The sequence below is a fragment of the Mucilaginibacter sp. SMC90 genome, assembly GCF_022811725.1.
Taxonomy (GTDB): domain Bacteria; phylum Bacteroidota; class Bacteroidia; order Sphingobacteriales; family Sphingobacteriaceae; genus Mucilaginibacter.
On the sequence record NZ_CP094527.1, the window covers coordinates 6,815,702 to 6,839,871 of the forward strand.

General features: G+C 42.7%; 20 protein-coding genes and 1 tRNA gene. 17 read left to right on the forward strand and 4 right to left on the reverse strand.

Annotated elements, in window-relative coordinates; genetic code table 11:
* Window positions 1-6 precede the first annotated feature (6 nt).
* From MTO98_RS28350 to MTO98_RS28410, 13 genes are all read left to right on the forward strand, one after another.
* Window positions 7-927 carry a glycosyltransferase family A protein gene (locus MTO98_RS28350; protein WP_243482340.1) on the forward strand — a complete coding sequence of 307 codons (921 nt, stop codon included), beginning with the start codon at window positions 7-9 and terminating at the stop codon, window positions 925-927.
* Complete coding sequence (locus tag MTO98_RS28355; protein WP_243482342.1) at window positions 917-2,095, forward strand: glycosyltransferase; 1,179 nt, start codon at window positions 917-919, stop codon at window positions 2,093-2,095. The genes MTO98_RS28350 and MTO98_RS28355 overlap by 11 nt, the downstream gene beginning before the upstream one ends.
* A 39-nt stretch (window positions 2,096-2,134) precedes the next feature.
* Window positions 2,135-3,163, forward strand: a complete 1,029-nt coding sequence (locus MTO98_RS28360) for a glycosyltransferase family 4 protein (protein WP_243482343.1) — start codon at window positions 2,135-2,137, stop codon at window positions 3,161-3,163.
* A complete protein-coding gene (locus MTO98_RS28365; protein WP_243482344.1) occupies window positions 3,160-4,383 on the forward strand; it encodes a hypothetical protein in 1,224 nt (407 codons plus the stop codon). Before MTO98_RS28360 ends, MTO98_RS28365 begins: the two co-directional genes overlap by 4 nt.
* Window positions 4,380-5,663: a hypothetical protein gene (locus MTO98_RS28370; RefSeq protein WP_243482345.1), complete on the forward strand. Its 1,284-nt coding sequence runs from the start codon at window positions 4,380-4,382 to the stop codon at window positions 5,661-5,663. The genes MTO98_RS28365 and MTO98_RS28370 overlap by 4 nt, the downstream gene beginning before the upstream one ends.
* The gene (locus MTO98_RS28375) at window positions 5,650-6,540 is read left to right on the forward strand and encodes an FkbM family methyltransferase (protein ID WP_243482346.1); all 891 of its coding nucleotides are present in this window, start codon (window positions 5,650-5,652) and stop codon (window positions 6,538-6,540) included. Before MTO98_RS28370 ends, MTO98_RS28375 begins: the two co-directional genes overlap by 14 nt.
* Window positions 6,541-7,704: a glycosyltransferase family 4 protein gene (locus MTO98_RS28380; protein ID WP_243482347.1), complete on the forward strand. Its 1,164-nt coding sequence runs from the start codon at window positions 6,541-6,543 to the stop codon at window positions 7,702-7,704.
* A complete protein-coding gene (locus tag MTO98_RS28385; RefSeq protein WP_243482348.1) occupies window positions 7,691-9,100 on the forward strand; it encodes an exosortase Y-associated Wzy-like protein in 1,410 nt (469 codons plus the stop codon). Before MTO98_RS28380 ends, MTO98_RS28385 begins: the two co-directional genes overlap by 14 nt.
* A 70-nt stretch (window positions 9,101-9,170) precedes the next feature.
* The gene (locus MTO98_RS28390; RefSeq protein WP_243482349.1) at window positions 9,171-9,794 is read left to right on the forward strand and encodes a bifunctional 2-polyprenyl-6-hydroxyphenol methylase/3-demethylubiquinol 3-O-methyltransferase UbiG; all 624 of its coding nucleotides are present in this window, start codon (window positions 9,171-9,173) and stop codon (window positions 9,792-9,794) included.
* The gene (locus MTO98_RS28395) at window positions 9,791-10,654 is read left to right on the forward strand and encodes a glycosyltransferase family 2 protein (RefSeq protein WP_243482350.1); all 864 of its coding nucleotides are present in this window, start codon (window positions 9,791-9,793) and stop codon (window positions 10,652-10,654) included. Before MTO98_RS28390 ends, MTO98_RS28395 begins: the two co-directional genes overlap by 4 nt.
* Window positions 10,651-11,217, forward strand: a complete 567-nt coding sequence (xrtY, locus tag MTO98_RS28400; RefSeq protein ID WP_243482352.1) for an exosortase Y — start codon at window positions 10,651-10,653, stop codon at window positions 11,215-11,217. Before MTO98_RS28395 ends, xrtY begins: the two co-directional genes overlap by 4 nt.
* Window positions 11,204-11,755, forward strand: coding sequence for a WcaF family extracellular polysaccharide biosynthesis acetyltransferase (locus tag MTO98_RS28405; protein ID WP_243482354.1), 552 nt, complete (start codon window positions 11,204-11,206; stop codon window positions 11,753-11,755). The genes xrtY and MTO98_RS28405 overlap by 14 nt, the downstream gene beginning before the upstream one ends.
* 75 nt (window positions 11,756-11,830) lie before the next feature.
* Window positions 11,831-13,357 carry a hypothetical protein gene (locus tag MTO98_RS28410; RefSeq protein ID WP_243482356.1) on the forward strand — a complete coding sequence of 509 codons (1,527 nt, stop codon included), beginning with the start codon at window positions 11,831-11,833 and terminating at the stop codon, window positions 13,355-13,357.
* Between the two features lie 169 nt (window positions 13,358-13,526).
* On the opposite strand, the gene obgE is transcribed toward MTO98_RS28410, so the two are convergent.
* The 4 genes from obgE to MTO98_RS28430 form a co-directional block, all read right to left on the reverse strand.
* Window positions 13,527-14,534, reverse strand: coding sequence for a GTPase ObgE (gene obgE / locus MTO98_RS28415; protein ID WP_243482360.1), 1,008 nt, complete (start codon window positions 14,532-14,534; stop codon window positions 13,527-13,529).
* 112 nt (window positions 14,535-14,646) lie between these two features.
* On the reverse strand, window positions 14,647-15,225 hold the full coding sequence (locus tag MTO98_RS28420) for an adenylate kinase (RefSeq protein WP_243482362.1): 579 nt from the start codon (window positions 15,223-15,225) through the stop codon (window positions 14,647-14,649).
* Between the two features lie 100 nt (window positions 15,226-15,325).
* Window positions 15,326-15,399, reverse strand: a tRNA-Arg gene (locus MTO98_RS28425).
* Window positions 15,400-15,459: 60 nt separating this feature from the next.
* Window positions 15,460-15,921, reverse strand: coding sequence for a redoxin domain-containing protein (locus MTO98_RS28430; protein WP_243482363.1), 462 nt, complete (start codon window positions 15,919-15,921; stop codon window positions 15,460-15,462).
* 192 nt (window positions 15,922-16,113) lie between these two features.
* On the opposite strand from MTO98_RS28430, the gene MTO98_RS28435 reads away from it, so the two are divergent.
* The 4 genes from MTO98_RS28435 to atpD all read left to right on the forward strand — a co-directional run bounded on the left by MTO98_RS28435 (window position 16,114) and on the right by atpD (window position 24,105).
* Window positions 16,114-18,513: an ABC transporter permease gene (locus tag MTO98_RS28435; RefSeq protein WP_243482366.1), complete on the forward strand. Its 2,400-nt coding sequence runs from the start codon at window positions 16,114-16,116 to the stop codon at window positions 18,511-18,513.
* Between the two features lie 71 nt (window positions 18,514-18,584).
* Entirely contained in the window at window positions 18,585-20,987 is a 2,403-nt protein-coding gene (locus MTO98_RS28440; protein ID WP_243482368.1) for an ABC transporter permease, read from the forward strand.
* A 452-nt stretch (window positions 20,988-21,439) separates the two neighbouring features.
* On the forward strand, window positions 21,440-22,426 hold the full coding sequence (locus tag MTO98_RS28445) for an NAD(P)H-quinone oxidoreductase (protein WP_243482369.1): 987 nt from the start codon (window positions 21,440-21,442) through the stop codon (window positions 22,424-22,426).
* A 173-nt stretch (window positions 22,427-22,599) separates the two neighbouring features.
* Window positions 22,600-24,105, forward strand: a complete 1,506-nt coding sequence (atpD, locus tag MTO98_RS28450; RefSeq protein WP_110585555.1) for a F0F1 ATP synthase subunit beta — start codon at window positions 22,600-22,602, stop codon at window positions 24,103-24,105.
* Window positions 24,106-24,170 lie beyond the last annotated feature (65 nt).

The window sequence follows — 24,170 nt, forward strand, 5'->3', positions numbered from 1 at the left end:
GTTTGCATGCCGGCATACAATGCAGGCAAATATATTGCCGAAGCCGTTGCCTCCGTACTTGAGCAAACCTACACCAATTGGGAGCTCATTATTGTTAATGATGGTTCTACAGATGATACTTCCATTGTACTTAAACAATTTACCGATCCGCGCATTAGCGTTCATCAGCAAAAAAACAGCGGGCAGTGTGCAGCAGCAAACAAAGCTTTTAGCATTTCAAAGGGCAGGCTTGTTAAATTTATGGATGCCGACGATATGATCTCGCCCGGTTTTATCGCCCAACAGGTTAACCGCATTGGCGATAGCGAACATGTGGTGGCCTCGGCCGCCTGGGGGCGTTTTTATAACGATGACATCAGCACTTTTAAACTAAATGAAGATGTAATTACCAACGATTGCAAACCTATCGACTGGCTGGTATCATCTATGGATGGCAAGCAGGCCATGATGCAGTGTGCCTTGTGGTTAATTCCGAGAAGCTTGCTTGAAAGATCAGGATTGTGGGACGAGCGGTTGAGCCTTGTAAATGATTTTGAATTTATTACCCGTGTATTATTGCATGCAAACGAAATTCGTTTCGCAAAAAATGCCATTTTGTACTATCGTAGCGGTACCGGCAATTCATTATCCGCACTAACTTCCCGGCAAGGGGTTGAGTCGGCTTTTACATCTATTTACGAGGGCACTACATACATGCTGCAACATGAAAACAGCTCAAGAGTAAAAACCGCTGTTGCCGATTGTCTGCAAAATTTTGTTTATGCCTATTACCCCAATCATCCCGATATCATGAGCAACGCCCAACAACGTATTAAGGAGTTGGGCGGTTCAAAGGCACCGTTTCCTGCGGGAGGCTACACAAAAATGCTAAACCGGCTTATCGGCTGGAAATTAACACAAAAGTTTAAAGCCTTATTTGGCCGGTAATACCTCCATGCGCATACTGCTTTCATTTTTACAGGATCAGGTAACCACACCCCACCCTGTTCCCTCATATCGCTTTTGGCAGCACTATATTAAAAACGGCATCAAGGAGGCCGGTATGAGCTATATCGAAGTACCGGAGGTTGATTGGGCCGAAGGCTTGGTGTACAATGAAGGTTCTGCTGCTTTGCAAAACTGGCAGGAACGGAGCTGGCAGGCAACTATCAGTTATATTAAAGCCAACCGGCAAAACATAGATATTTTTTTAACTTACCTGTACCCAAAGCAAATAAATGCCGATGCAATAAAACAGATCAGGAAAATGGGGATCCCTTGTGTTAACTTCTATTGCGACAACATTAGGGAATTTAAAACAGTACCTGCAAAGTTTAGCGTATTTGATTTGATTTGGGTGCCTGAGTATGAGGCTTTGCCCATGTACAGGAAAGCCGGTGTAAAACATATCAATTTACCGATGCCCATGTGGGTTGAACCTCAATTACGCCACCGAAACCAGTTTACCGAACAGCCGGGGGTATCATTTATTGGTTCAAAAGATATGCTGAGGGAAAATCTTCTGGGGCAGGCTATTCAACAAGGACTTCCATTAAGCGTACGCGGTGCCGGATGGCTGCCACAGCACAACGGCCCGGCAGTTGAAACAGGTTCAGTTTATCAAAAGCTTATAAACCAGGTTAATTTTACCAAACAGCATGGGCTGTCCGGTTTGGCCGTCAAAATGCAGCAGCAATTAAACAAGCTCGCTGTAATCCCGGTTAGTAATGATCATATATTCACAAGTCCTGATTTTGATGAGTATATCAATATTACTCAAAACAGCATGGTTACTTTAGGTATTAACCGGGTCCCAACTTTTAAACGTACCCATCATAAACCACTAACATATTCACGGCTGCGCGATATAGAAGCCCCAATGCTTGGAGCCTGCTATCTTACCGAATATTGCCAAGGAATTGACCGGCTTTATGATACCGATAATGAAATTAATGTTTACCGAACAGTAGATGAACTGGTGCAAAAAGCTACCGAACTGCTCAGTAACAAAGAAAAAAGGGATAAGTTAAGGATTAACGGGCAACAAAGGGCATTGAATGAGCACAGCATCCCTTCATCGCTAAACAAAATAAAGAGGACTATTTTTGACAAATAAGCAGGTACCTCAGCGCACTTAGCAAATAACATTTAAAAATTGAAAATAGCCATCATAGTAAACCCGCTGATCCCTGTGCCGCCTGAGCAATATGGCGGCATCGAACGCATTGTTTTTATGCTGATCCAGGAGCTTAACAGAAATGGGCATGATGTTACGCTGTACGCCAATGAACATTCGCAGCCCGGCTGTAAACTCGTTGGTTACCGTGAATCGGCGCAATACGGTATTAAAGACCTCGTAAAGATCAACCGGCTTACTTCAAAGATTGCTTTTCAGCATTTTGATATTATACACACGTTTGGCCGGATGAGCAATATTGCTTTGCTTATGTTAAGCCGCGTCCCTAAAATTGTATCATACCAATTGCCGCCCACGGTATCGCAGGTTAAAAAGGCAGTAAGCATTGCTTACAAAAATTCACTACGGTTTACGGCATGCAGTAATTATATAGCCAGCCAAATCAATGCCTTTGCTAATGTAACCACCATTTATAATGGTGTGGATATTAACGATTACGATTTCAATGCGGTTGTGGCAGAGGATGCCCCGCTTACTTTTTTAGGCCGCATTCAACAGGAAAAGGGCACTGCTATTGCCATACAAGTGGCAAAAAAGACTAATCAAAAACTGGTGATTGCGGGCAATGTACCTAACGAGCCAATACACCAGCAATATTTTAATGAACAGGTAAAGCCCCATATCGACGGCAAACAAATTACATACATAGGCCCCGTCAACAACAGTCAAAAAAACCAATTGCTCCGTAACTCAAAAGCCTTCCTGATGCCGGTAACCTGGGACGAGCCATTCGGTATCGTCATGGCCGAGGCGCTGGCCTGCGGTACACCTGTTATCGGTTTTAAACGCGGCGCTGTTCCGGAAGTTGTAACCAACGGGGCAAATGGTTTTGTATGCAATACGGAAGCTGATATGATAACCGCGATAAACAATATCAGCAGTGTTAACAGGGCAACCTGCCGGCAGGTTGCCGAACAAAAGTTCAGTGCAGGGGTACTGGCTCAACAATACGAAGAATTATACCAGTTGGCAACCCGTAAAAATTGAAGAACGTTACTTTTATAACTACCGGCCAGCCAACTACCAATCCGCGCCTGGTTAAAGAGGCCGAAACCTTGCACAGGCTTGGCTATAGCGTTAAAGTGATCTGCTGTTTTTACCAGCAATGGGCGCAAAAACCTGATGAAACTTTAACAAGCAAGTATCCCGGCATGTATATTTATTGCGGCGGAGATCCTGTTATACAGAAACCGGCTTACCTTAAAACCCGCATTCGCCAAAAGCTAAGTACGTTTCTTTTTAAATACAGCCAAAAATTTGGCATCCCGGAAAATGCTATCAGCCGTACTCATGCCGAAGCATTAGCCATCGCCAAAAAAATCAAGACCGATCTCTATATAGCCCATAATCTTGGTGCCTTGCCTGCTGCAATGCTGGCAGCACAACATAATGGCGCTAAAATTGGCTATGATGCGGAGGATATGCATTCGGGGCAGTTTACCTCAACTCACGACGAAAGTTATCGCCTTAATAAATACATAGAAGAAAAATATTTTAACAGGGTTGATTATTTTACAGCCGCAAGTCCGCTGATTGCCCTGTATTATAAACAGGGGTACAGCTATCTGAACCCCGTTGTAATAAACAACGTGTTCCCCAAAACAACATTGAAAATCGGCCAAAACTATAAAGCCAATGAGCCATTAAAACTATTTTGGTTTTCGCAAACCATAGGCCCCGACCGGGGATTAGAAGATGTGATCAAAGCAATGGCCGCTGCCGCAGGTAAAGTTCAATTACATCTTTTAGGCAGTTGTAATGAAACCCATAAAGCGGCTTTATTAAACCTTGCCCGTACACTAAAACTGAGTACAGATCAACTTTGGTTCCATGAACCTGTTGCCGCCGATGAGATTTTTAACTTTGCAAACCAGTTTGATATTGGCGTAGCCACCGAAACAGGTATTCCCTTAAACAGGGACATTTGCCTTACCAACAAGATCTTCACCTATATACAATGCGGACTTGCTATGATAGCAAGCGATACACAGGCGCAAACACTGTTTGTGGAACAATACCCAACTGCCGGGAAATTGTACCAAAAAAGTAATCTGCAATCGCTGACAGATTGCATTAACTTTTACCTTCAAAACCCGGATGTATTATACCAAACCCGTTTAGAAAATTACCGGCTGGGACAAACGGAATTAAACTGGGAAACCGAAAGCCACGTATTTTTGGAGCTGGTTCAAAACGTATTAAATTGAATAAAAAGCTACTCATTATTTCGCCATACTTCCCGCCGGTAAATGCAGCGGATATGCAGCGCGTGAGGATGAGCCTGCCTTATTTTGCAGCTTATGGCTGGGATGCCGAGGTTGTTACCATAGATGAGCGATATGCCGACATGGCAAAGGACGAGCTATTGCTGCAAAGCGTTCCTCCCGGCATTAAAGTTCACAAAGTAAAAGCCTTAAGCAAAACGTTCACTTCAAAAGTTGGATTAGGCAGCGTTGCTATACGTTCACTATGGTACTATCGCAAAACAGTTAACCGCCTGCTTAGGGATAACAAATTTGATCTTATTTATTTCTCAACCACACAATTCCCGGTTTGTACATTGGGCGCTTACTGGAAAAAGCGCTTTGGCATCTCCTATGTTATCGATATGCAGGACCCATGGCACTCAGACTATTATATCAACAAGCCGAAAAACGAGCGGCCTCCCAAATACTGGTTTGCCTATCAATTAAATAAATACCTGGAGCCAATCGCCATAAAAAATGCAGCCGGACTTATCAGCGTATCTGCAGCATACATTGACGAACTTAAATCGCGCTATCCTGTAATTCAAAGCATCCCGGCGGCAACCATAACATTCGGAGCCTTTGAACCGGATTTGCAAATAGCAAAGGATAATCAAAAGCTTTTTACCAGCTTGCTTGATAAAAACTCCGTCAACATAGTATATATCGGTCGTGGGGGCAAGGATATGCATAAAGCTATAAGCCCGGTGTTTAAGGCATTGCAAACGGGGCTAAAAGAAAACGGCGAGCAATACGCCAAAATAAAATTATATTTCATTGGCACCAGCTATGCCGCTGCCGGTAAGGGAATAGCTACTATACTCCCGCTGGCAAAGCATCTTGATATTGAAGACCACGTTATTGAAATTACAGACAGGATCAGCTACTATCAAACCCTGCTCACCCTGCAGCAAGCCGATGCACTTTTTATCCCGGGATCGGATGATCCTAAATATACTGCGTCAAAGATATTTCCTTACCTGCTTACCCGGAAACCAATACTGGCCATATTTAATGCTGCAAGTTCTGCAATACCTATCATGCGGCAATATGGGGTAAAGCATGTTTATGATTATGATAATATAACCTCAGAAAAGCTTTCTGCATTTTTTGAACAATTAATTAAAGCAAATTTCAACCCTGTTGAATACAGTGCCGATGCTATTAAAAAATATTCGGCACAGGAAATGACATTGGCGCAGTGCCGCTTATTTGATAAAATTACTAATGAATGCTGTTAAACGAACCGTTGGTTTTATATTAGATCATCCTTTGGGGAAAAGGCACCCTGTAAAAACATTATGGCGCCTGGTTTGGTGGCAGGTTCAGTTACAGCTTTCTCCAAAAAAACTTATTGTAAAGCGCTTTGTTGGCCCTGTTAAATTTTATGCAAAAAGAGGGTTAACGGGTATTACAAGCAATATTTATACAGGTCTGCATGAGTTTTTCGATATGCTTTTCCTGCTTCATTTTTTAAAAGCCGAAGATGTTTTTTTTGACATTGGGGCTAATGTGGGCTCCTATACGCTATTGGCATCGGGTATAACAGGTGCAAAAAGTATTGCACTTGAACCTGTAAAAAGCACATTTGATATTTTAAGCAGCAACATTGAACTTAACGCATTACAGGGAAAGGTTAAACTCATTAATGCCGGTGCCGGACCGGTACCGGGCGAGATCAGGTTCTCGGCAGATGAAGATACCAGCAACCATGTTATTGCCGAAAATGAAAACAGCGCAAACAGCATTGCCGTACCCGTGATCACTATCGATTCATTATTAAACCAATATCAGCCATCATTGATCAAAATAGATGTTGAAGGCTTTGAAACCGAGGTGCTGAAGGGCATGACCGCGACGCTCAATTCACCTGCACTAAAAGCTATTATTATCGAATTAAACGGCAGCGGTGCACGTTATGGTTTTAATGATCTTGATATCCATAATTTGCTGCTATCAAAAAACTTTGCTGCCTACTATTATGATCCCTTTACGAGGCAACTAAAAAACGCCCCGTCCTACGGCACCCATAACACGCTTTATTGCCGCGACCTTGCTTTTGTACAAGAGCGAATTGAAAAAGCAACACCTGTCAAAATATTGGGCGAAGCTATTTAAATGAAAAAATTAGCCATCATTATTACTCATCCTATACAATACTATGCCCCGGTATTTAAGCTGCTGCATCAACGGCAAAAAATAAATATCATGGTATTTTATACATGGGGCGAAGGAAGCGCACAAAAGTTTGATCCCGGCTTTGGCAAAAACATTAACTGGGATGTTCCGCTGCTTGAGGGCTATCCCTATGAATGGGTAAAGAATATTTCACCAGATCCCGGTTCACATCACTCAAAAGGGATAGATAACCCAGATCTTATCAATCAGATTAATAACTGGAACCCTGATGCTATAATGGTATATGGCTGGTTTTATAAAAGCCACCTTAAAACTCTTAAATATTTCAAAGGCCGGATACCTGTTATTTTTCGGGGCGATTCAACTTTACTTGATGATGCGGGCGGGGTTAAATCATTATTACGAAGTCTGTTTTTAAAACGAATTTACCGCAATGTTGATTACGCCCTGTATACAGGATCAAACAACAAGGCCTATTTTAAAAAATTCGGATTAAAAGAAACGCAATTATTTTTTGCACCGCACGCCATAGATAATGACCGTTTCACTACCGGCAGAACGGATGAAGCCCTGGCCTTGCGCAATCAGTTAGGCATAACTGAACACGAAAAGCTACTGCTTTTTGCAGGCAAGTTTGAAGGTAAAAAAAATCCGCTGCTGCTGCTTGAAGCATTTATAGAAATAAACCAGCCCAATACTCACCTGCTGTTTGCCGGCAATGGCATTTTAGAGATAGAGTTGAAAAATCGGGCGAGCCGGCATAAAAACGTACACTTTATTGATTTTCAAAATCAGCTTAATATGCCGGTTGTATACCAGGCCTGTGATATTTTTTGCCTCCCCTCAAAAGGGCCCGGCGAAACCTGGGGATTGGCCATAAATGAGGCCATGGCCTGCAGCAAACCCATCCTTATATCCAACAAGGTTGGCGCCGGTACCGACCTGGTAAAAGACAATATAAACGGTTTTATATTTAACTCAGGTGATATTGGCGATCTTAAAAGCAAATTAAATACTTTGTTTCTGTATAATAAAACAGCTTTATTTACAATGGGGCAACAGTCCAGGCAAATAATAGCCGAATGGAGCTTTGATAAACAGGTGGGGGCGATTGAACAATTAGTAATAAATGCAGCAAAGTAAATCGATAGAGCGGTATATTATATTGTTTATACCATGGCTGCTGGCACTGGCATGTAAAAGTGATAGCGTATTATCATATTTTATTGCGTGGGGCGGCTCATTTTTCATATTTCTGATAACACTTACCGGCTGGGTACGCCCAATCCCTGGCGATCGTCCGATGGCCGAACAGCTGATGAGGCCCTTATTTATCATCCAGATAATTTTTGCAGGGTACATGTGTTGTACATCTATTTTTTATTTCATGAATACGCTCGGCTATGAAAACTTCAAGCACGTTTTTATTCACACTTTAAATGATAAGGATACCTTGGGTTTAATTGCGCAATGCCAGCGTTATTATTGCCTTGGGCATGCGTCTTTTGTAATGGGCGTTCTCATTTTCATGAACTACCCGGTAGTTAAAAAATACTACATCGAAACCGAAAAGCTGGCCAACCTGCTCATGATGTCGGCTATAATCAGTTTCCCGCTTTCACTGTTATTTCTTAAGGTTCCCGGCCTTTCGCAGTTTTATTACCAGTTTAGTTCATTAAGTTTTATTGCAGGCACGTTAGCACTGGCCTTTGCTATCCCGTTAAAAAAAGCTGCTAACACGCTTATCTGTTTTTTACTATATGGCTTTAACTTTTATCAGGCGCTCACTTCGGGGTTTAAAGAGCCCATTATTATAAGTGTGTTGGTTTTGGGTATTTTTCTGTACCCTACCTATAAAAAATTGGTGGCTATAACTTTTATCCCCATTATCTTTTTACTATTCACTGTACTGCCCACGTATAACCATATTTACCGGGCCAACGCCTGGAATGGAGATACTAACAGCGACGAAGCCTCCCAACTGGCACTTGATGCCGCATTGAATGGAGATGATAGCGATGTTAAAGAAACTAACTGGGATTTTTTAGTATACCGCTTGAGTGAGATCGACATGTTTACCCGTTTTGTGCAGTCGACCCCTAAAACTATCGATTTTTATGGCTTTGATCTTGTAAAGCAATCAGCCATCGCTTTAATACCCCGGATATTATGGCCTTCCAAACCCATAACCGAAGACATGATCATGCAGCGTGTTTACGATGCCGGGGTTGTTAACCGCAACTCTAACGTATCGGCCAAACCTGCCTACATAGTTGATGCATATCTATCGGGCGGTGATTTGGCAATCTTCATTTTCCTTTTTGGTTACGGTGCCATTGCCCAGCTCATAGCCGTTAAGGCCGAGAAACTTTTTGGTGGATATATATTAGGCACGGCACTTATATTTTCGGGCCTGTTCCAGATCATGTGGCGCGGTATCAGTTTCGAGTTTTTGTTCAATACTATTTTTTGGAGTTATATCAGCATGCTGCTTATTCATAAGGCATTGATAAGTTCTAAAATTTTAAAAGTGATTTAAAGATCAACGGGGCTTAAAAGAGCCGCGATAACGAAAAACATATCAATATGCACCTGCAATTAACAAGTATATGAGCGCTTATAAAGATTACGATTATCCAGATGCAAGTCCCTGCCACGTATTTAAGGAAATCGAGAAACCGCTTATGTCGTTATTAAATAAAGATATCAACAGCAGTATTCTTGACCTTGGCTGCGGCAACGGGCACCTGGTAAACTATTTGCTTGCCAGGGGATTTAATGCTTACGGCATTGATGCATCCAAACCCGGCATTGCTATAGCTGATAAGATAAACCCCGGCAGGTTTTTCGTACATGACCTTTCTGTTGAAGGCTTGCCGCAACCGTTGAAAGGAATGCGGTTTAACACCATCATCTCAACCGAAGTTATTGAGCATTTATACGATCCCTATGCTTTTATACGCCTTTGCCGGGATGTTTTAAGCGAATCAAAAGGAGAACTTATCATATCCACTCCTTACCACGGCTACTTAAAGAACTTATTTTTAAGTATCCTCAACAAGTGGGATAACCATATCAGCCCCTTATGGCAGGGCGGGCATATCAAATTCTGGTCGGTTAAAACGCTTACGCAAATCCTAAATGAACACGGGTTTGAAGTAACTGCATTCAGGGGTTGCGGCAGGTTCCCCTATTTTTGGATGACCATGTTAGTTAAAGCCAAACTCAAGTGAGCGAAACTCTCGACATTGTAATTTTAACTTTCAATGAAGAGAAAAATATTGGCGACTGCCTGCAAAGTGCATCGGCATTAAAGGCCAATATCTATATTGTCGATTCGGGCTCAACCGATAATACTTTAACCATTTGTCAAAAATATACGCATAATATTTTCAGTCACCCGTTTGAAAACTATGCGGCCCAACGCAACTGGGCGCTGGATACCCTGCCGCTAACAGGCACCTGGGTACTTAACCTCGATGCCGATCACCGGGTAACGCCAGAACTTGCACATCAGCTAAATGACATTTTTAGTAAGCCGGTAGACCCGGAAACAAACGGCTTCCTGATAAGCAGGCGTACCATGTTCATGGGTAAGTGGATAAAACATGGTGGCCACTATCCTACCTATCACGCCAACCTGTTCAGGAAAGGTTTTGGGCGCTGCGAGGAAAAACTATATGACCAGCATTTTAAAGTCACCGGCAAAACACAGGTACTTAAAACCGACATTGTTGACGTTATAACTGACTCGCTTACCAGTTTCATTGCCCGGCACAACCATTGGGCAACGCTGGAAGCCCAATACCTTGTTGAGCAGCAAAACACGCCTATAATTGATGATAACGGCAAACTGGTACATCCCCGCTTATTTGGCAACCCGATGGAGCGCCGCCGTTTTATGAAAAAACGGTACGAAGCATTTCCTTTATTTGTAAGGCCTGTAATCTATTTTACGATAAGGTATTTTATGAAGCTTGGTTTTTTAGATGGGAAAACCGGATTGGTATTCCATTTTTTACAGGGCTTTTGGTTCAGGTTTTTGATTGATGCTAAAATTTATGAGTTACGAAAGGAGAGCAAAAAACGATGAAACGGCCCGCATTTTTTAACAATCCTGCAACACGGTTCATGCTGTTGTTTGTATTACTGTTTGCAGTTTTTTACAGCTTTAATATTATCTTTTTTGGCATTACCACCCCCGGCGGAAATTACAACCCTTTTTTGGCCGAACATTTAAATTACATTGCAGTTTTAAGGCAGGCTTTGCTGGATTGCAGCGTAATGATCCTGAAGTGGCTCGGGTACGCCGCTATCGATAATAATTACGAGCTATTGGTTGCAGGCAAAGGAACGCTGGCCATAGTTTACAGCTGCCTCGGTTTGGGATTGATCAGCTTTTTTTCTGCCTTTGTACTGGCTTATCCATCTCCGCTGCGCTCAAAATTGATATTTCTGATCTCGGGCATTTTAGTGATCGAATTTTTAAACGTAATGCGCTTTGTTCTGCTGGCCATCTTCTGGTCAAAAAAGGCAAACCGGATAGTTGACCATCATACCATTTTTAATATCATACTTTACATCATTATTGCGCTTAGCCTGTATATTTGGATTAAACGTAACGACAAGCTTACCGGTACTGATGCCCAGAACTGATCTATCAACTTATAACAATCATCCATACAATCCGGGCGGCAATGCTTTTAAACGTATTTTATGGTATTATTTTAATGCGGTATTCTTTAAAACAAGCATTATACCCTCAAGCGGGTTCAAAGTATTTTTCCTGAGGTTATTTGGTGCCAGGATTGGTAAAAACGTGACTATAAAGCCCTGTGTAAATGTTAAATATCCGTGGAACCTCCATATAGGCGACGAAACCTGGGTAGGTGAAAATGTTTGGATAGATAGTTTGGTACTTATCCAAATTGGGGCGAATGTGTGCCTGTCGCAAGGGGCTGTGCTGTTAACCGGCAGCCATAATTACAAAAAAACATCCTTTGATTTGATAACCAAAGGTATAATTTTGGAAGATGGCGTATGGATCTGTGCCGGGGCAATGGTAAACCCGGGTGTAACGGCCGCATCACACGCTGTACTGACAAGCGGGTCCATCGCCACAAAAAATCTGGAAGCTTACAGTGTTTACCAGGGCAACCCTGCAATAAAGGTCAGGGAGCGGGAAATCAGTTAAAAAATTACATCATCTGCTTAAAATAACTTTATGTTAAATCAAAAACTACAAACCCATCAAATCATTTTATTGGTTATGAGCGGGATTGTTTTTATTATGGGCATTATGCTGATCTTAGCCCCGGCAGCTATTTATCCCGATCCCAGTAAGGGCTTCCAGGTTATGCGCTCAATGGAACTGGGATCTGCGTTTAATATCAACGTAAAGCCCGATCAGAGCGATATCAGCAAAAACACATCTGAGTTTTTAGCATGGTGGTCGCCGGGCCAATACCTGGTTCCTTATTTTTTCAAGCTCGTTTTTGGCGTCAACACGGGTCAGGCATCTTCTGTAGCAACTTTACTGTTCTCGTTATCCGGAATCTTCGGATTTTATTATTTTTTTAAAAAAGCAGGCTTTACGCCAATGATCTCGGCTTTAAGCGTGCTGTTCATCTTACTTCAGTTATCTTTTTTTACACCCTATGTATTTTATAACGGAGGCGAGGTACTACTTTTTGGCTATACCGGCTGGTTTTTATACGGATGCATAGCCATTGAAAAAACCGACTGGAAACTGGCTGCATTCCTTTTTATAGGCGGGATATTCGGCTTCATTTGCAAATCGTCATTTTTATGGATGTATGCTGCCGCCTGCTGCTTTTTATGGCTTAGGCTTTCGATGGGGAAAAAAGATATCATAAGCTGGATAAAAAATGGCGTATGGATAGGGCTCCCTGCTGTGCTTTCATTATTTACCATCTATCATTTTTATCTTTCAAAAGGCGGTAATCCATCGTCGATAACCGGGAGCATAAAACTGGCGTGGGAAACTTTCGGCTTCCCGTTGGCCTCACCAATATTAACCGCCTTTTCAATAGATGACCTTACCAACGGCCTCTTATTTCATGATGACCCTCCTATGTTTACCTACTTTTGGGGAGTGATAATTGTGCTGATCTGTGCTGTGTTAAGTATTTTGCTGATCTGGTTTATTGTAAAAAAGGTACACTATAAAAGTTACGTGCTGCTGCTGGTGGTTTTTTACGTAGTATCGGTATTGTTTTTTGGGCAATCATTTTTGAGACAGGCCAACATATCATATGAAGCAAGGCATTTAAGGCTCATCGGACTCATTGCTGCCCCGGGTATCATTTATTTGATAAGCGAGCTGCAAACGGGTTTCAAATACTTATTTTATTTTGTGTGTTTTGTCATAGCCTATTCAAGCTACAAATATTTTGTACCAAGTTATTTTCAAAATAAAAATATAAGTGCACATGGATATTCTGGGATAGCACAGCTATTTATCGATCAGCCATCGTTAAACTACATCCGTAACCTCGATAAGCAAAACTCCAATGCTATTTTTGTATTTACCAGTCCTGATCTGAGCCTGGAGATTGAACATAACCGCACCATAACCGTTGAGGCCATTGGCCCCGATGTAGCAATTGATTACGACGATTATGTTTACAAAGGTCATGCAGGTCCGCTGTATATCGTTTTGCCTTCCGATTATATCGGGCCCAAATCAACCATAATGCGCAAATGTTTTCCGGGCTATAAGGGTTTTAAGATGACTATGTTAAGCAATAGTTATATTTTGTGGGAGGCGAAGTAAGATGATTGCTCTTCGATATTGTTGTCAATATTGAAATCTATAATAAAAAACGTCATTGCGAGGTACGAAGCAATCCCAAACTATACAGAGCGGCTCTGCTTATCGGGGATTGCTTCGTACCTCGCAATGACGTTTTTTCTATTCTATTTTTTTCCTTTTTAAACGGCTATTAAATCACACTCGCGTTGATCTCTTTCCAGAGAAGGTCTTTTAGCTGATCGATGTTTTTCTGGGCTACAGACGATATAAATATAGAGGGGATTCCATCAGGGATCTCCTTTTTCATTTCGGCCTGTAACTCATCGTCAAGCATATCGGTTTTTGTAACGGCCAGTACGCGGGGTTTGTGCATCAATTCGGGGTTATAGTCTTCCAGCTCACGCAGCAAGATCTCGTACTCTTCTTTGATGCTGCGCGATGTATCGGCAGGTACCATAAACAACAATACCGAGTTACGCTCGATGTGCCTCAAAAACCTAAGCCCTAATCCTTTTCCCTGCGATGCACCTTCAATAATACCCGGAATATCGGCCATTACAAATGAACGGCCTCCGCGGTATGATACGATGCCCAAATTAGGAACAAGAGTGGTGAAAGCATAATCGGCAATTTCGGGCTTAGCTGCTGATACTACCGAAAGCAAAGTTGATTTACCGGCATTAGGGAAACCAACAAGGCCAACATCAGCCAATACTTTAAGTTCGAGGATGTTCCAGTCTTCACGGCCATCTTCACCGGGTTGGGCAAAGCGCGGGGTTTGTTGGGTTGACGTTTTGAAGTGCCAGTTACCTAACCCTCCGCGGCCACCGGGAGTAAGAATTTTTGTTTCGCCGTCTTGAGTTATCTCAAAAAGTACTTCGCCGGTTTCGGCATTTTTTACGGTTGTACCAAGGGGCACTTCCAATATTTCGTCGCGACCGGTTTTGCCTGAGCGTAATGAACTGCCGCCCGAATCACCGTCGCCGGCAATAACGTGCTTGCGGTATTTGAGGTGCAGCATTGTCCACAATTGGGCGTTACCTTTTACAATAACATGTCCTCCCCTGCCGCCGTCGCCGCCATCAGGGCCGCCTTTTGAAGTTAATATATCACGATGCAAATGGGCAGAACCAGCACCTCCGTGGCCTGAGCGGCAACAGATCTTTACATAATCAACAAAATTAGAACCCTGCGACATAACTTTTTATTTGAACTAAAAGTCCAAAAGTCAGTAAAGTCCGAAAGTTAAGAATATTGATGTTCCCAACCTGCGGACTTTACCGACTTTCGGACTAAAGATTTCCGAACGACTATTTACTATACTCTTCTATTACATCAATTATAGCGCCGAAGATATCTTCTACCGAACCTACACCATTGATGTTTTTAAATTTATTTTGATTTTGATAAAAGCCGGCTACAGGAGCAGTTTTATCATTGTATTCTTTAATGCGCTTGCGGATCACCTCCGGGTTGGCATCATCCGGCCGACCTGATTCTTTACCACGCTCCAACAGGCGGCGTTCCAGCTCGTCATCGTTAACTTCAAGTGCTGTCATACCTGATATTGCCGACTGTTTTGACTCCAGCAATTGATCTAAAGCCTCGGCCTGTGCAACTGTACGTGGAAAGCCATCAAAAATAAAACCCTTAGCTTCTTTATTAGCGTCGAGCTTATTGCTGATCATGCCAATAACTACGGCATCCGGAACTAATTTTCCATCGTCCATTAGTTTCTTGGCTTCCAAACCCAAATCTGTTCCCTGTGCAATTTCGCCGCGAAGTAAATCCCCAGTTGAAAGGTGGATCAAATCGTATTTTTCAATAAGTTTTTTCGATTGAGTACCTTTCCCGGCACCGGGAGGGCCAAATAAAACCAGATTTAGCATGCTCTTGATAAATTAAAAGCCTTTCGGTAATACAACAGAAAGGCTTACAGTTAATTTGTGCACCTGCGGTAGAAAAATCCTGAGCTGCAGTGCTTTATTGTGCACTCGAAGGGAGTCGAACCCCTAACCTTCTGATCCGTAGTCAGACGCTCTATCCAATTGAGCTACGAGTGCTTTCCGAAATGGAATGCAAAGATAGATTTTAAAACTTTGGTTGCAAACTTTTATTTAAAATTATTTTACAATTTTCGCTATAGCCTCAAAATCAGGCAGCTGCCCGGCATCTTCAAGCACCTCGGCATAAATGATATTTTGTTCTTCGTCAATTACAAAGGCTGCACGCTTGGCTACACCCTTAAGCCCCATTACAAATTGATCATAAATAGCGCCATAGGCTGTTGATACATCTTTGTTAAAATCAGAAAGCAGGTCGAACTGGTAATTATTCTCTTCTTTAAATTTAGCCAGTGTAAACGGCGAATCAACGGAGATACCCAGTATACTTGCATTTAAGCCGTCATAATACCCAAAACTATCGCGCATAGTGCAAAGCTGCGTAGTACAAACGCCCGTAAATGCCAAAGGAAAAAAGTGGATAACTACCTTACGGCCCTTAAAATCAGCCAATGAAACACTTTTTAATGCTGATGAAATCAAAATAAACTGTGGAGCCGCCTGGCCTGGTTGTAATGACATAATTTTTGTTTTTGTAGTGCAAATAAATCATAATTAAATATCACTTGCTAATTATGCCCATAATTATATTGTCAATTTAGCTATTGCATAGTGTTTGCATGCCCAAACACTTTTTAACTTTATTTAACAATCAGTTTTACAATTGGTTATATACCTTAGCAAAGGTAACATCACTTATTAACCAATCCTGTCATGTTAAAAAATTTTATCCGCATAGCCTTTCGCGGGCTTTTAAAAAATAAAGCTTTCACCATCATTAATATTCTTGGGCTTGCCCTTGGCCTTGCAACCTGCCTGCTGATTGTTTTTTATGTGTTTGATGAATTGAGTTACGACAGGTTTAACCTCAACGCCAGCCGCATATACCGGGTTAACATGGATATGAAATATGGCGGCAATGTAGCTTCATATGCCATCACTCCTCCACCGCTGGCGGCAACATTAAAAAACAACTATCCCGAAGTTGAACGAAGCGCCCGGCTTATCCATGACCAGGGTGTGCGCATAAAAAAAGAAGGCGAATATGTTCAGGAAGAAAAGGTAGTTTACGCCGACTCGGAGCTTTTTGGCGTATTCACCCTACCCCTATTGGAAGGCGATCCAAAAACTGCGCTTACCGAACCAAATACGCTGGTGATTACCGAAAGCACCGCAAAAAGATATTTCAATAATACTCATGTACTGGGCCGGGTTATTAATTTGAGCGATAACACCAATTATAAAATAACGGGGGTAATGAAAGATATTCCCTCACAATCGCATTTTAATTTTGATTTTTTCTTTTCGATAGCGCAGCGAGCCGATGCTAAACTTGCCGACTGGAATAACTTTAGCTACACAACCTATGTGTTACTAAAGGCTGGTACAGATCCTAAAGCTTTTGAAGCCAAGTTACCTGCTTTAATGAAAAAGCAACTTGGCGAAAACTATGCGCGACTTGAGCAAAGCGGCAACTATTTTCACCTTAACATTTCGCCGCTAACTGATATCCATTTAAAATCAAACAGGCAGTACGAGCTCGGGGCAAATGGCAACGCAAGTTATGTGTACATATTTTCGGCCATAGCGCTGTTTGTGTTGCTGATAGCCTGCATTAACTTCATGAACATGTCTACCGCCCGATCAGCCAACCGGGCCAGGGAAGTTGGCGTGCGTAAAGTGTTAGGCTCTTCGCGCGGGTACCTGGTAGCCCAATTCCTTTCCGAATCGTTACTTATAACACTATGTGCCTCAATAGTAGCCATTGCAGCTGCTTGGTTTTTACTGCCTCTATTTAATGAAATATCGGGTAAACATCTTACTGTAACATTACAAGTATTTTCATGGCTTGTGCCTGCCATGCTCCTGATCATTTTGCTGGTAGGCTTACTTGCGGGTGCTTACCCGGCATTTTACCTGTCGGCATTTCAACCTATCAATGTACTTAAGGGCAAAATATCAACCGGGTTTAAAGGCGGCAGGCTGCGTAACTTCCTGGTTGTTTTCCAATTCTCCATATCTATATTTTTAATAATCGGCACATTGGTTATTTATAACCAGCTTAACTATATCAGGCATAAAAACTTAGGCTTTAGCCGTAACCAGGTTATGGTGATCAAAGATGTTGGTGTAATGGAAAATGCTAAAATGTTTAAACAGGAAATTAAACAACTGGCGGCAGTTAAAAACGCTTCACTAAGTGGTTTTTTGCCCACCGGTGTTGTACGGGCACCCGATGCAGTATTCAGAATCAGATCTGCAAATCCTAAAAATGCGCTCTTTACCGAGGTTTGGCCTGTTGATGCCGACTATTTGTACACCATGGGCATGAGCCTTGCAAAAGGCCGCAATTTTTCAAATCAGTTTGCAACCGACTCACTGGGCGTTATCATCAATGAAACTGCGGCGAGGATGCTGGGTTTCGCCAATGATCCACTAAACAAAACAGTATACCGTACTACCAGTCAGCCCAATCAGCCTTTAAAAGAATATCACATTATTGGCGTTGTGAAGGATTTTAATTTCAGTTCGTTAAGGGATAATATCACCCCGGTGGTAATGTTTTTTAATGATGATGTGGGCGCACTGAGCGTTAAAATGGAATCGAAAAATACAGCAACTTTCATAACGCAGGTGCAACAGGTGTGGAACCGCTTTGCCCCAAATCAGCATTTCTCATATTCATTTATGGACCAGGATTTTGATGCAGCCTATCGTACCGAACAGCGTACGGGCAAGTTGTTTTTAATTTTCACCGCCCTTGCGGTGATCATTGCCTGCCTTGGCCTGTTCAGTCTCGCTGCTTATGCCGCCGAACAGCGTAATAAAGAAATCGGTATTCGCAAAATAATGGGCGCAAGCGTTTCGGCCATAACGGGTATGCTTTCAAAAGATTTTATCAGGCTGGTTATAATTTCATTTGTAATAGCCGCTCCCCTGGCCTGGCTGGCTATGTATAATTGGCTGCAGGGCTTTGCCTACAGGCAAAATGTGCAGTGGTGGGTGATAGCAGTGTCGGGAATTGGAGCCATATTTATTGCGTTTATCACCATCAGCTTTCAATCAATAAAAGCAGCATTGGCCAACCCTATTGAAAGCTTAAGGAGCGAATAACTAAAAAATTAGTTAAAATACCCGAATAACTAAAAACTTAGTTTTAACTTTATAGCATAAATCTACATGCTATGATCAGGAACTATTTTAAAACCGCGCTGCGAAGCCTGCTGAAAAACAAGGGCTTCACATTCATTAATATTTTAGGATTGGCATTAGGGTTGGCCATTTGCCTGCTCATTACATTTTATGTAACAGATGAATTGAGTTATGATCGTTATAATAGCAAACACGAAAGGATCTACCGGGTAAACACCGACCTTAAATTTAGCGGAACGCTTACGGAATATGCTATAACAGCTATCCCGGTTGCCTATGTTTTAAAAACAGAATGCCCCGAAGTTGAAACAGCCGTACGTGTAACACCGGCATTAAACATCCGCTTTAAAAAAGGCGACGAAATTGTACGCGAAGATGGCGCGACATTTTACAGCGAACCCAATATCTTTGATGTATTTACCCTCCCCCTACTCTCCGGCGATGCCAAAACGGCTTTAAAAGAACCTAACTCAGTTGTAATCACAGAGACTATCGCTCAAAAATACTTTAACCGTACCAACGTGGTGGGGCAAACGCTCTTTTTAGTAACAACCGGCGCATCGCTTAAAATAACCGGGGTAATGAAGGATATGCCCGCTCAATCACACTTCAGGGCAAACTTTTTGCTGGCAACTGACCACCCAATTAATAATGATGCTCCGTGGAATAGGTTAACCGCCTTCGCTACTTATGTGTTGCTTAAACCCAACGCAAACATCAGCCGCCTTGAAACAAAACTTAATGCAGAAATGCAAAATGGCCTTAAAGGTTCAAGCACTATGAACTATAGCAAATTTTCATCGGGCGGCAATTATTTTAAACTTAGCCTGATGCCTTTAACCGACATCCACCTTAAATCAAACAGGGTGATGGAGCTGGGCGTGAACGGTAATAGCCAATACGTTTATATCTTTTCGGCGGTGGCGATTTTTATTTTGTTGTTGGCATGTATCAACTTCATGAACCTGTCTACCGCCCGCTCGGCCAACCGGGCACGTGAGGTTGGTGTGCGTAAAGTTTTGGGTTCATCGCGCAGGCACCTCATTTTCCAGTTCCTTGCCGAATCGTTGATCGTAACCTTTGCAGCGGCTATCATAGCGGTACTCACAGCCTTGGTTTTACTGCCAATGTTCAATCATTTATCAAACAAACAATTAGTAATCAATCTGCAAACCATAAACTGGTTGCCACCCGCTTTGTTAAGCATTGTTATTATCGTAGGCGTTTTGGCCGGCTCTTATCCCGCCTTTTTCCTTTCGGCTTTTCAGCCAATTAATGTTTTAAAGGGTAAGATCGCCATCGGTTTTAAAGGTGGTGCTTTCCGGAGCACACTGGTGGTTTTCCAGTTTTCTATTTCGATATTTTTGGTGATAGGTACTTTGGTTATTTACAACCAGCTTAACTATATCCAAAATAAAGACCTCGGCTTTAACCGCAACCAGGTGCTTATCCTCAACAACGTTAACACATTGGAACATCCTGAGTTGCTGAAACAGCAAATTAAACAACTGCCCGGAGTTGTTAATGCCACGCTTACTGGCTTTTTACCTACTGCCAATAACAAAGCATTAAACTATGTATCGCCAGGTGAAAAAGAGGCCCAGTCTACCCAGTTCTGGAAGATAGATGAAGATTACATCAGCACCATGGGTATGCAGATGAAGACCGGTCGCGGTTTTTCCGGGCTGTTTAAAACCGATTCGACAGCGATGGTCATTAACGAAACAGCTGCAAAAGTATTTGGCTACGGCAATGATGCTATTGGCAAAACCATAACCACGGGCATGGCTAAGGATTTGAAAAAATATCATGTTATAGGCGTGGTAAAAGATTTCAACTTCAGTTCGTTAAGAGATAATGTAACCCCATTGGTGATGGCATTGGATAACGACTGGCTGGCGCGCTTAAGCATCCGGGTAAATACCCATAACCTTCCTGCCCTGATGACACAAATAGAAAAAACGTGGAAAACCATTGCCCCTAATGAACATTTTGAGTATTCATTTATGGATGCAGATTTTGACGCACTTTACCGTACCGAACAGCGTATGGGGCAACTTTTCATTGTGTTTGCAGTTTTGGCTATTGTAATTGCCTGCCTTGGCCTCTTTGGCCTTGCCGCTTATGCCGCCGAGCAGCGCAACCGGGAGATCGGAATCCGCAAGGTGCTGGGTGCAAGTATCACAGCCATCGTAACCATGCTATCGAAAGATTTTGTGAGACTGGTGATCATATCATTTATAATAGCCGCACCGCTGGCCTGGTTAACTATGAACAAATGGTTACAGGGCTTTGCTTACCGGCAAAATATACAATGGTGGGTGATAATATTAGCAGGCGCGGGGGCTGTGGTTATCGCGTTTGTTACTATCAGCTTACAATCCTTCAGGGCTGCAGCGGCTAATCCGGTTAAGAGTTTGCGTTCTGGTGATTAGTTTTATCAGGTTAAAGGCGAAAGGTAAAAGGATAAAGGTCAAAAATATCAACTGGCGCAAGTATGAAGGGCAGGGAAAGGAGGGCAATGGCAACTTGTGACATTTCTGCTTGTATCGTTGTACTATATCTAAAAACGAGTACGACAACGTTTTGTCCGCGTTGTATACTCGCAACGATTAACGCATAATCTCTTTTAAAAGACGAGGCACCTACGGAGCCAAAATGTCACTTTATAAATTTCTATAAACACGGTACTCCTAACGGAGTTTTACTTAACGACAAATACCCCAGCGGGGGTATCGTGTTTATAGAAAATGAAAACTTTAAGGCTTCGTAGGTGCCTCGTATCAATAGGTGCCTCGTATCAACTATTGATTTTAAAGCGTATTACTTGCCGCTTACATCCTAAACCAAACATTTTAGCTCTAACTTAGCTTTCAATGTTATAACCATGAAAGTAATAGTGATCACCCAACCCGGCGGCCCTGAAGTTTTGCAGCTTGCCGACAGACCAAAGCCGGCTATTGGCCCTGATGAAGTGCTGATAAAAGTAATGGCGGCCGGTATCAATCGGCCCGACGTTTTTCAGCGCAAAGGCAATTATCCGCCACCTGCCGGTGCTCCGCCGGATATTCCCGGACTTGAGATAGCAGGCGTAGTTGCCGAAGTTGGCGCTGCGGTTACCCATTGGAAAACCGGCGACAAGGTTTGCGCATTGGTTGCCGGCGGTGGTTATGCCGAATATTGTAAAGCGCCCGAAGGTCAGTGCCTGCCCATTCCTTCAAACCTAAGTTATCTTGAAGCAGCTTCCCTCCCCGAAACATTTTTTACTGTGTGGAGCAATGTTTTTGATCGTGGCGGCCTTCAACCTGGCGAATCACTGTTGGTGCATGGAGGCTCAAGTGGCATTGGCGTTACCGCTATCCAAATGGCTAAAGCTTTAGGCAGTGCTGTTTACGTAACGGCAGGCTCTGATGATAAATGCAGCTTTTGCGAGCAGCTTGGCGCCGATAAAGCTATCAATTATAAAACCGCCGATTTTAAACAGGAGATCAAAGCGCTGACAAATGGGAAAGGTGTTAATGTGATATTGGATATGATAGGTGGTGACTATATGCCGGGAAATATCGATTCATTGGCCGTTGAAGGGCGACTGATTTTTATCAACGCCATGAATGGCCGTGAGGTGCAGCTTGACCTGAGCAAGGTGATGGCTAAAAGACTGATCATTACCGGCTCCATGTTACGAAGCAGAGAAGTGGCGTTTAAAGCTGCAATCGCTAAAAACCTGGAGCAAACAATCTGGCCGCTGATTGAGTCGGGAGCTATAAAACCTGTGCTATATAAAATTTTCAATGCCGACGACGCGGCGGCGGCTCACCGGCTGATGGAAAGCAGCACACATACGGGCAAAATAGTGCTGAGTTTTGAACATTAAAACCCAAATTGAACAATGTTAAAATTATCGTTTAAAAAACTTGGTTCAGTATTTAAATAATTGGATAGAAATCTTAACTTTGCGCCTCTGAAATAGCATCTTATACATTCCTGTTACAAATGATGTATGTTGCTGTTCAGTAAAAGCATTTTTTAAAAAACACCAGGTTATATATGCCAAACATTGGAAAAATTTCAAGGATCATTGGTCCGGTAGTTGACGTAAGTTTCGCTGATGACGCTCATTTGCCTAAAATTTATGATGCGTTAGAGATCACGAAAGACAATGGTCAGAAAGTTATTTTAGAGGTTCAGCAGCACTTAGGCGAAGACCGTGTACGTGCTATCGCGATGGATTCGACTGACGGTTTGTTACGCGGAATGAAGGTTTTAGATACCGAAGCTGCTATCAAAATGCCGGTAGGCGATAATATCAAAGGCCGCGTATTTAACGTGGTTGGTGATGCTATCGACGGTATCGCTGATCTTGACAAAACAAATGGTCGCCCTATTCACGCAACCCCTCCAAGGTTTGAAGACCTATCTACCGAAACTGAAGTACTTTTTACAGGTATCAAAGTTATCGACCTTTTAGAGCCTTATGCAAAAGGTGGTAAAATCGGTTTGTTCGGTGGTGCTGGTGTAGGTAAAACAGTATTGATCCAGGAACTGATCAACAACATCGCGAAAGCTTATGCAGGTTTATCTGTATTTGCAGGTGTTGGTGAGCGTACACGTGAAGGTAATGACCTTTTACGTGAGATGCTTGAGTCAGGCATTATAAAATATGGCGACGCTTTCATGCATTCAATGGAAGAAGGCGGCTGGGATCTATCTAAAGTAGATACCGAAGCCATGAAAGATTCAAAAGCAACATTCGTGTTCGGTCAGATGAATGAGCCTCCTGGTGCACGTGCACGTGTGGCCCTTTCAGGCTTAACAATTGCCGAGTATTTCCGTGATGGTGATGAAGATGGTAAAGGCCGTGATATCCTTTTCTTTATCGACAACATCTTCCGCTTTACACAGGCAGGTTCTGAAGTATCAGCGCTTTTAGGTCGTATGCCATCAGCAGTAGGTTACCAGCCAACACTGGCAACTGAGATGGGTACCATGCAGGAGCGTATCACTTCAACCAAACGCGGTTCAATCACATCTGTACAGGCCGTTTACGTACCTGCGGATGACTTGACCGACCCGGCGCCGGCTACAACCTTCGCCCACTTAGATGCTACTACCGTACTTTCACGTAAAATTGCCGAGCTTGGTATTTACCCGGCGGTGGATCCATTGGATTCAACCTCACGGATCCTTAGCCCAGCTGTTTTAGGTGACGAGCACTACAATACCGCTCAACGCGTTAAAGAAACTTTACAACGCTACAAAGAGCTTCAGGATATCATCGCCATCTTAGGTATGGACGAGCTTTCTGAAGAAGATAAGTTAGTTGTATCACGCGCACGTCGTGTTCAGCGTTTCTTGTCACAACCGTTCCACGTTGCCGAGCAGTTCACCGGTTTAAAAGGTGTATTGGTTGACATTAAAGATACCATCAAAGGTTTCAACATGATCATGGATGGTGAAGTTGACGAATACCCTGAAGCAGCCTTCAACTTAGTTGGTAACATCGACGACGCCATTGAAAAAGGCAAAAAGCTGTTAGCTGAAGCTAACGCTTAGATATGAGATTTGAGATATGAGATTTGAGATGAAAAACTTAAATCTTATATCTCATCTTTTAATAT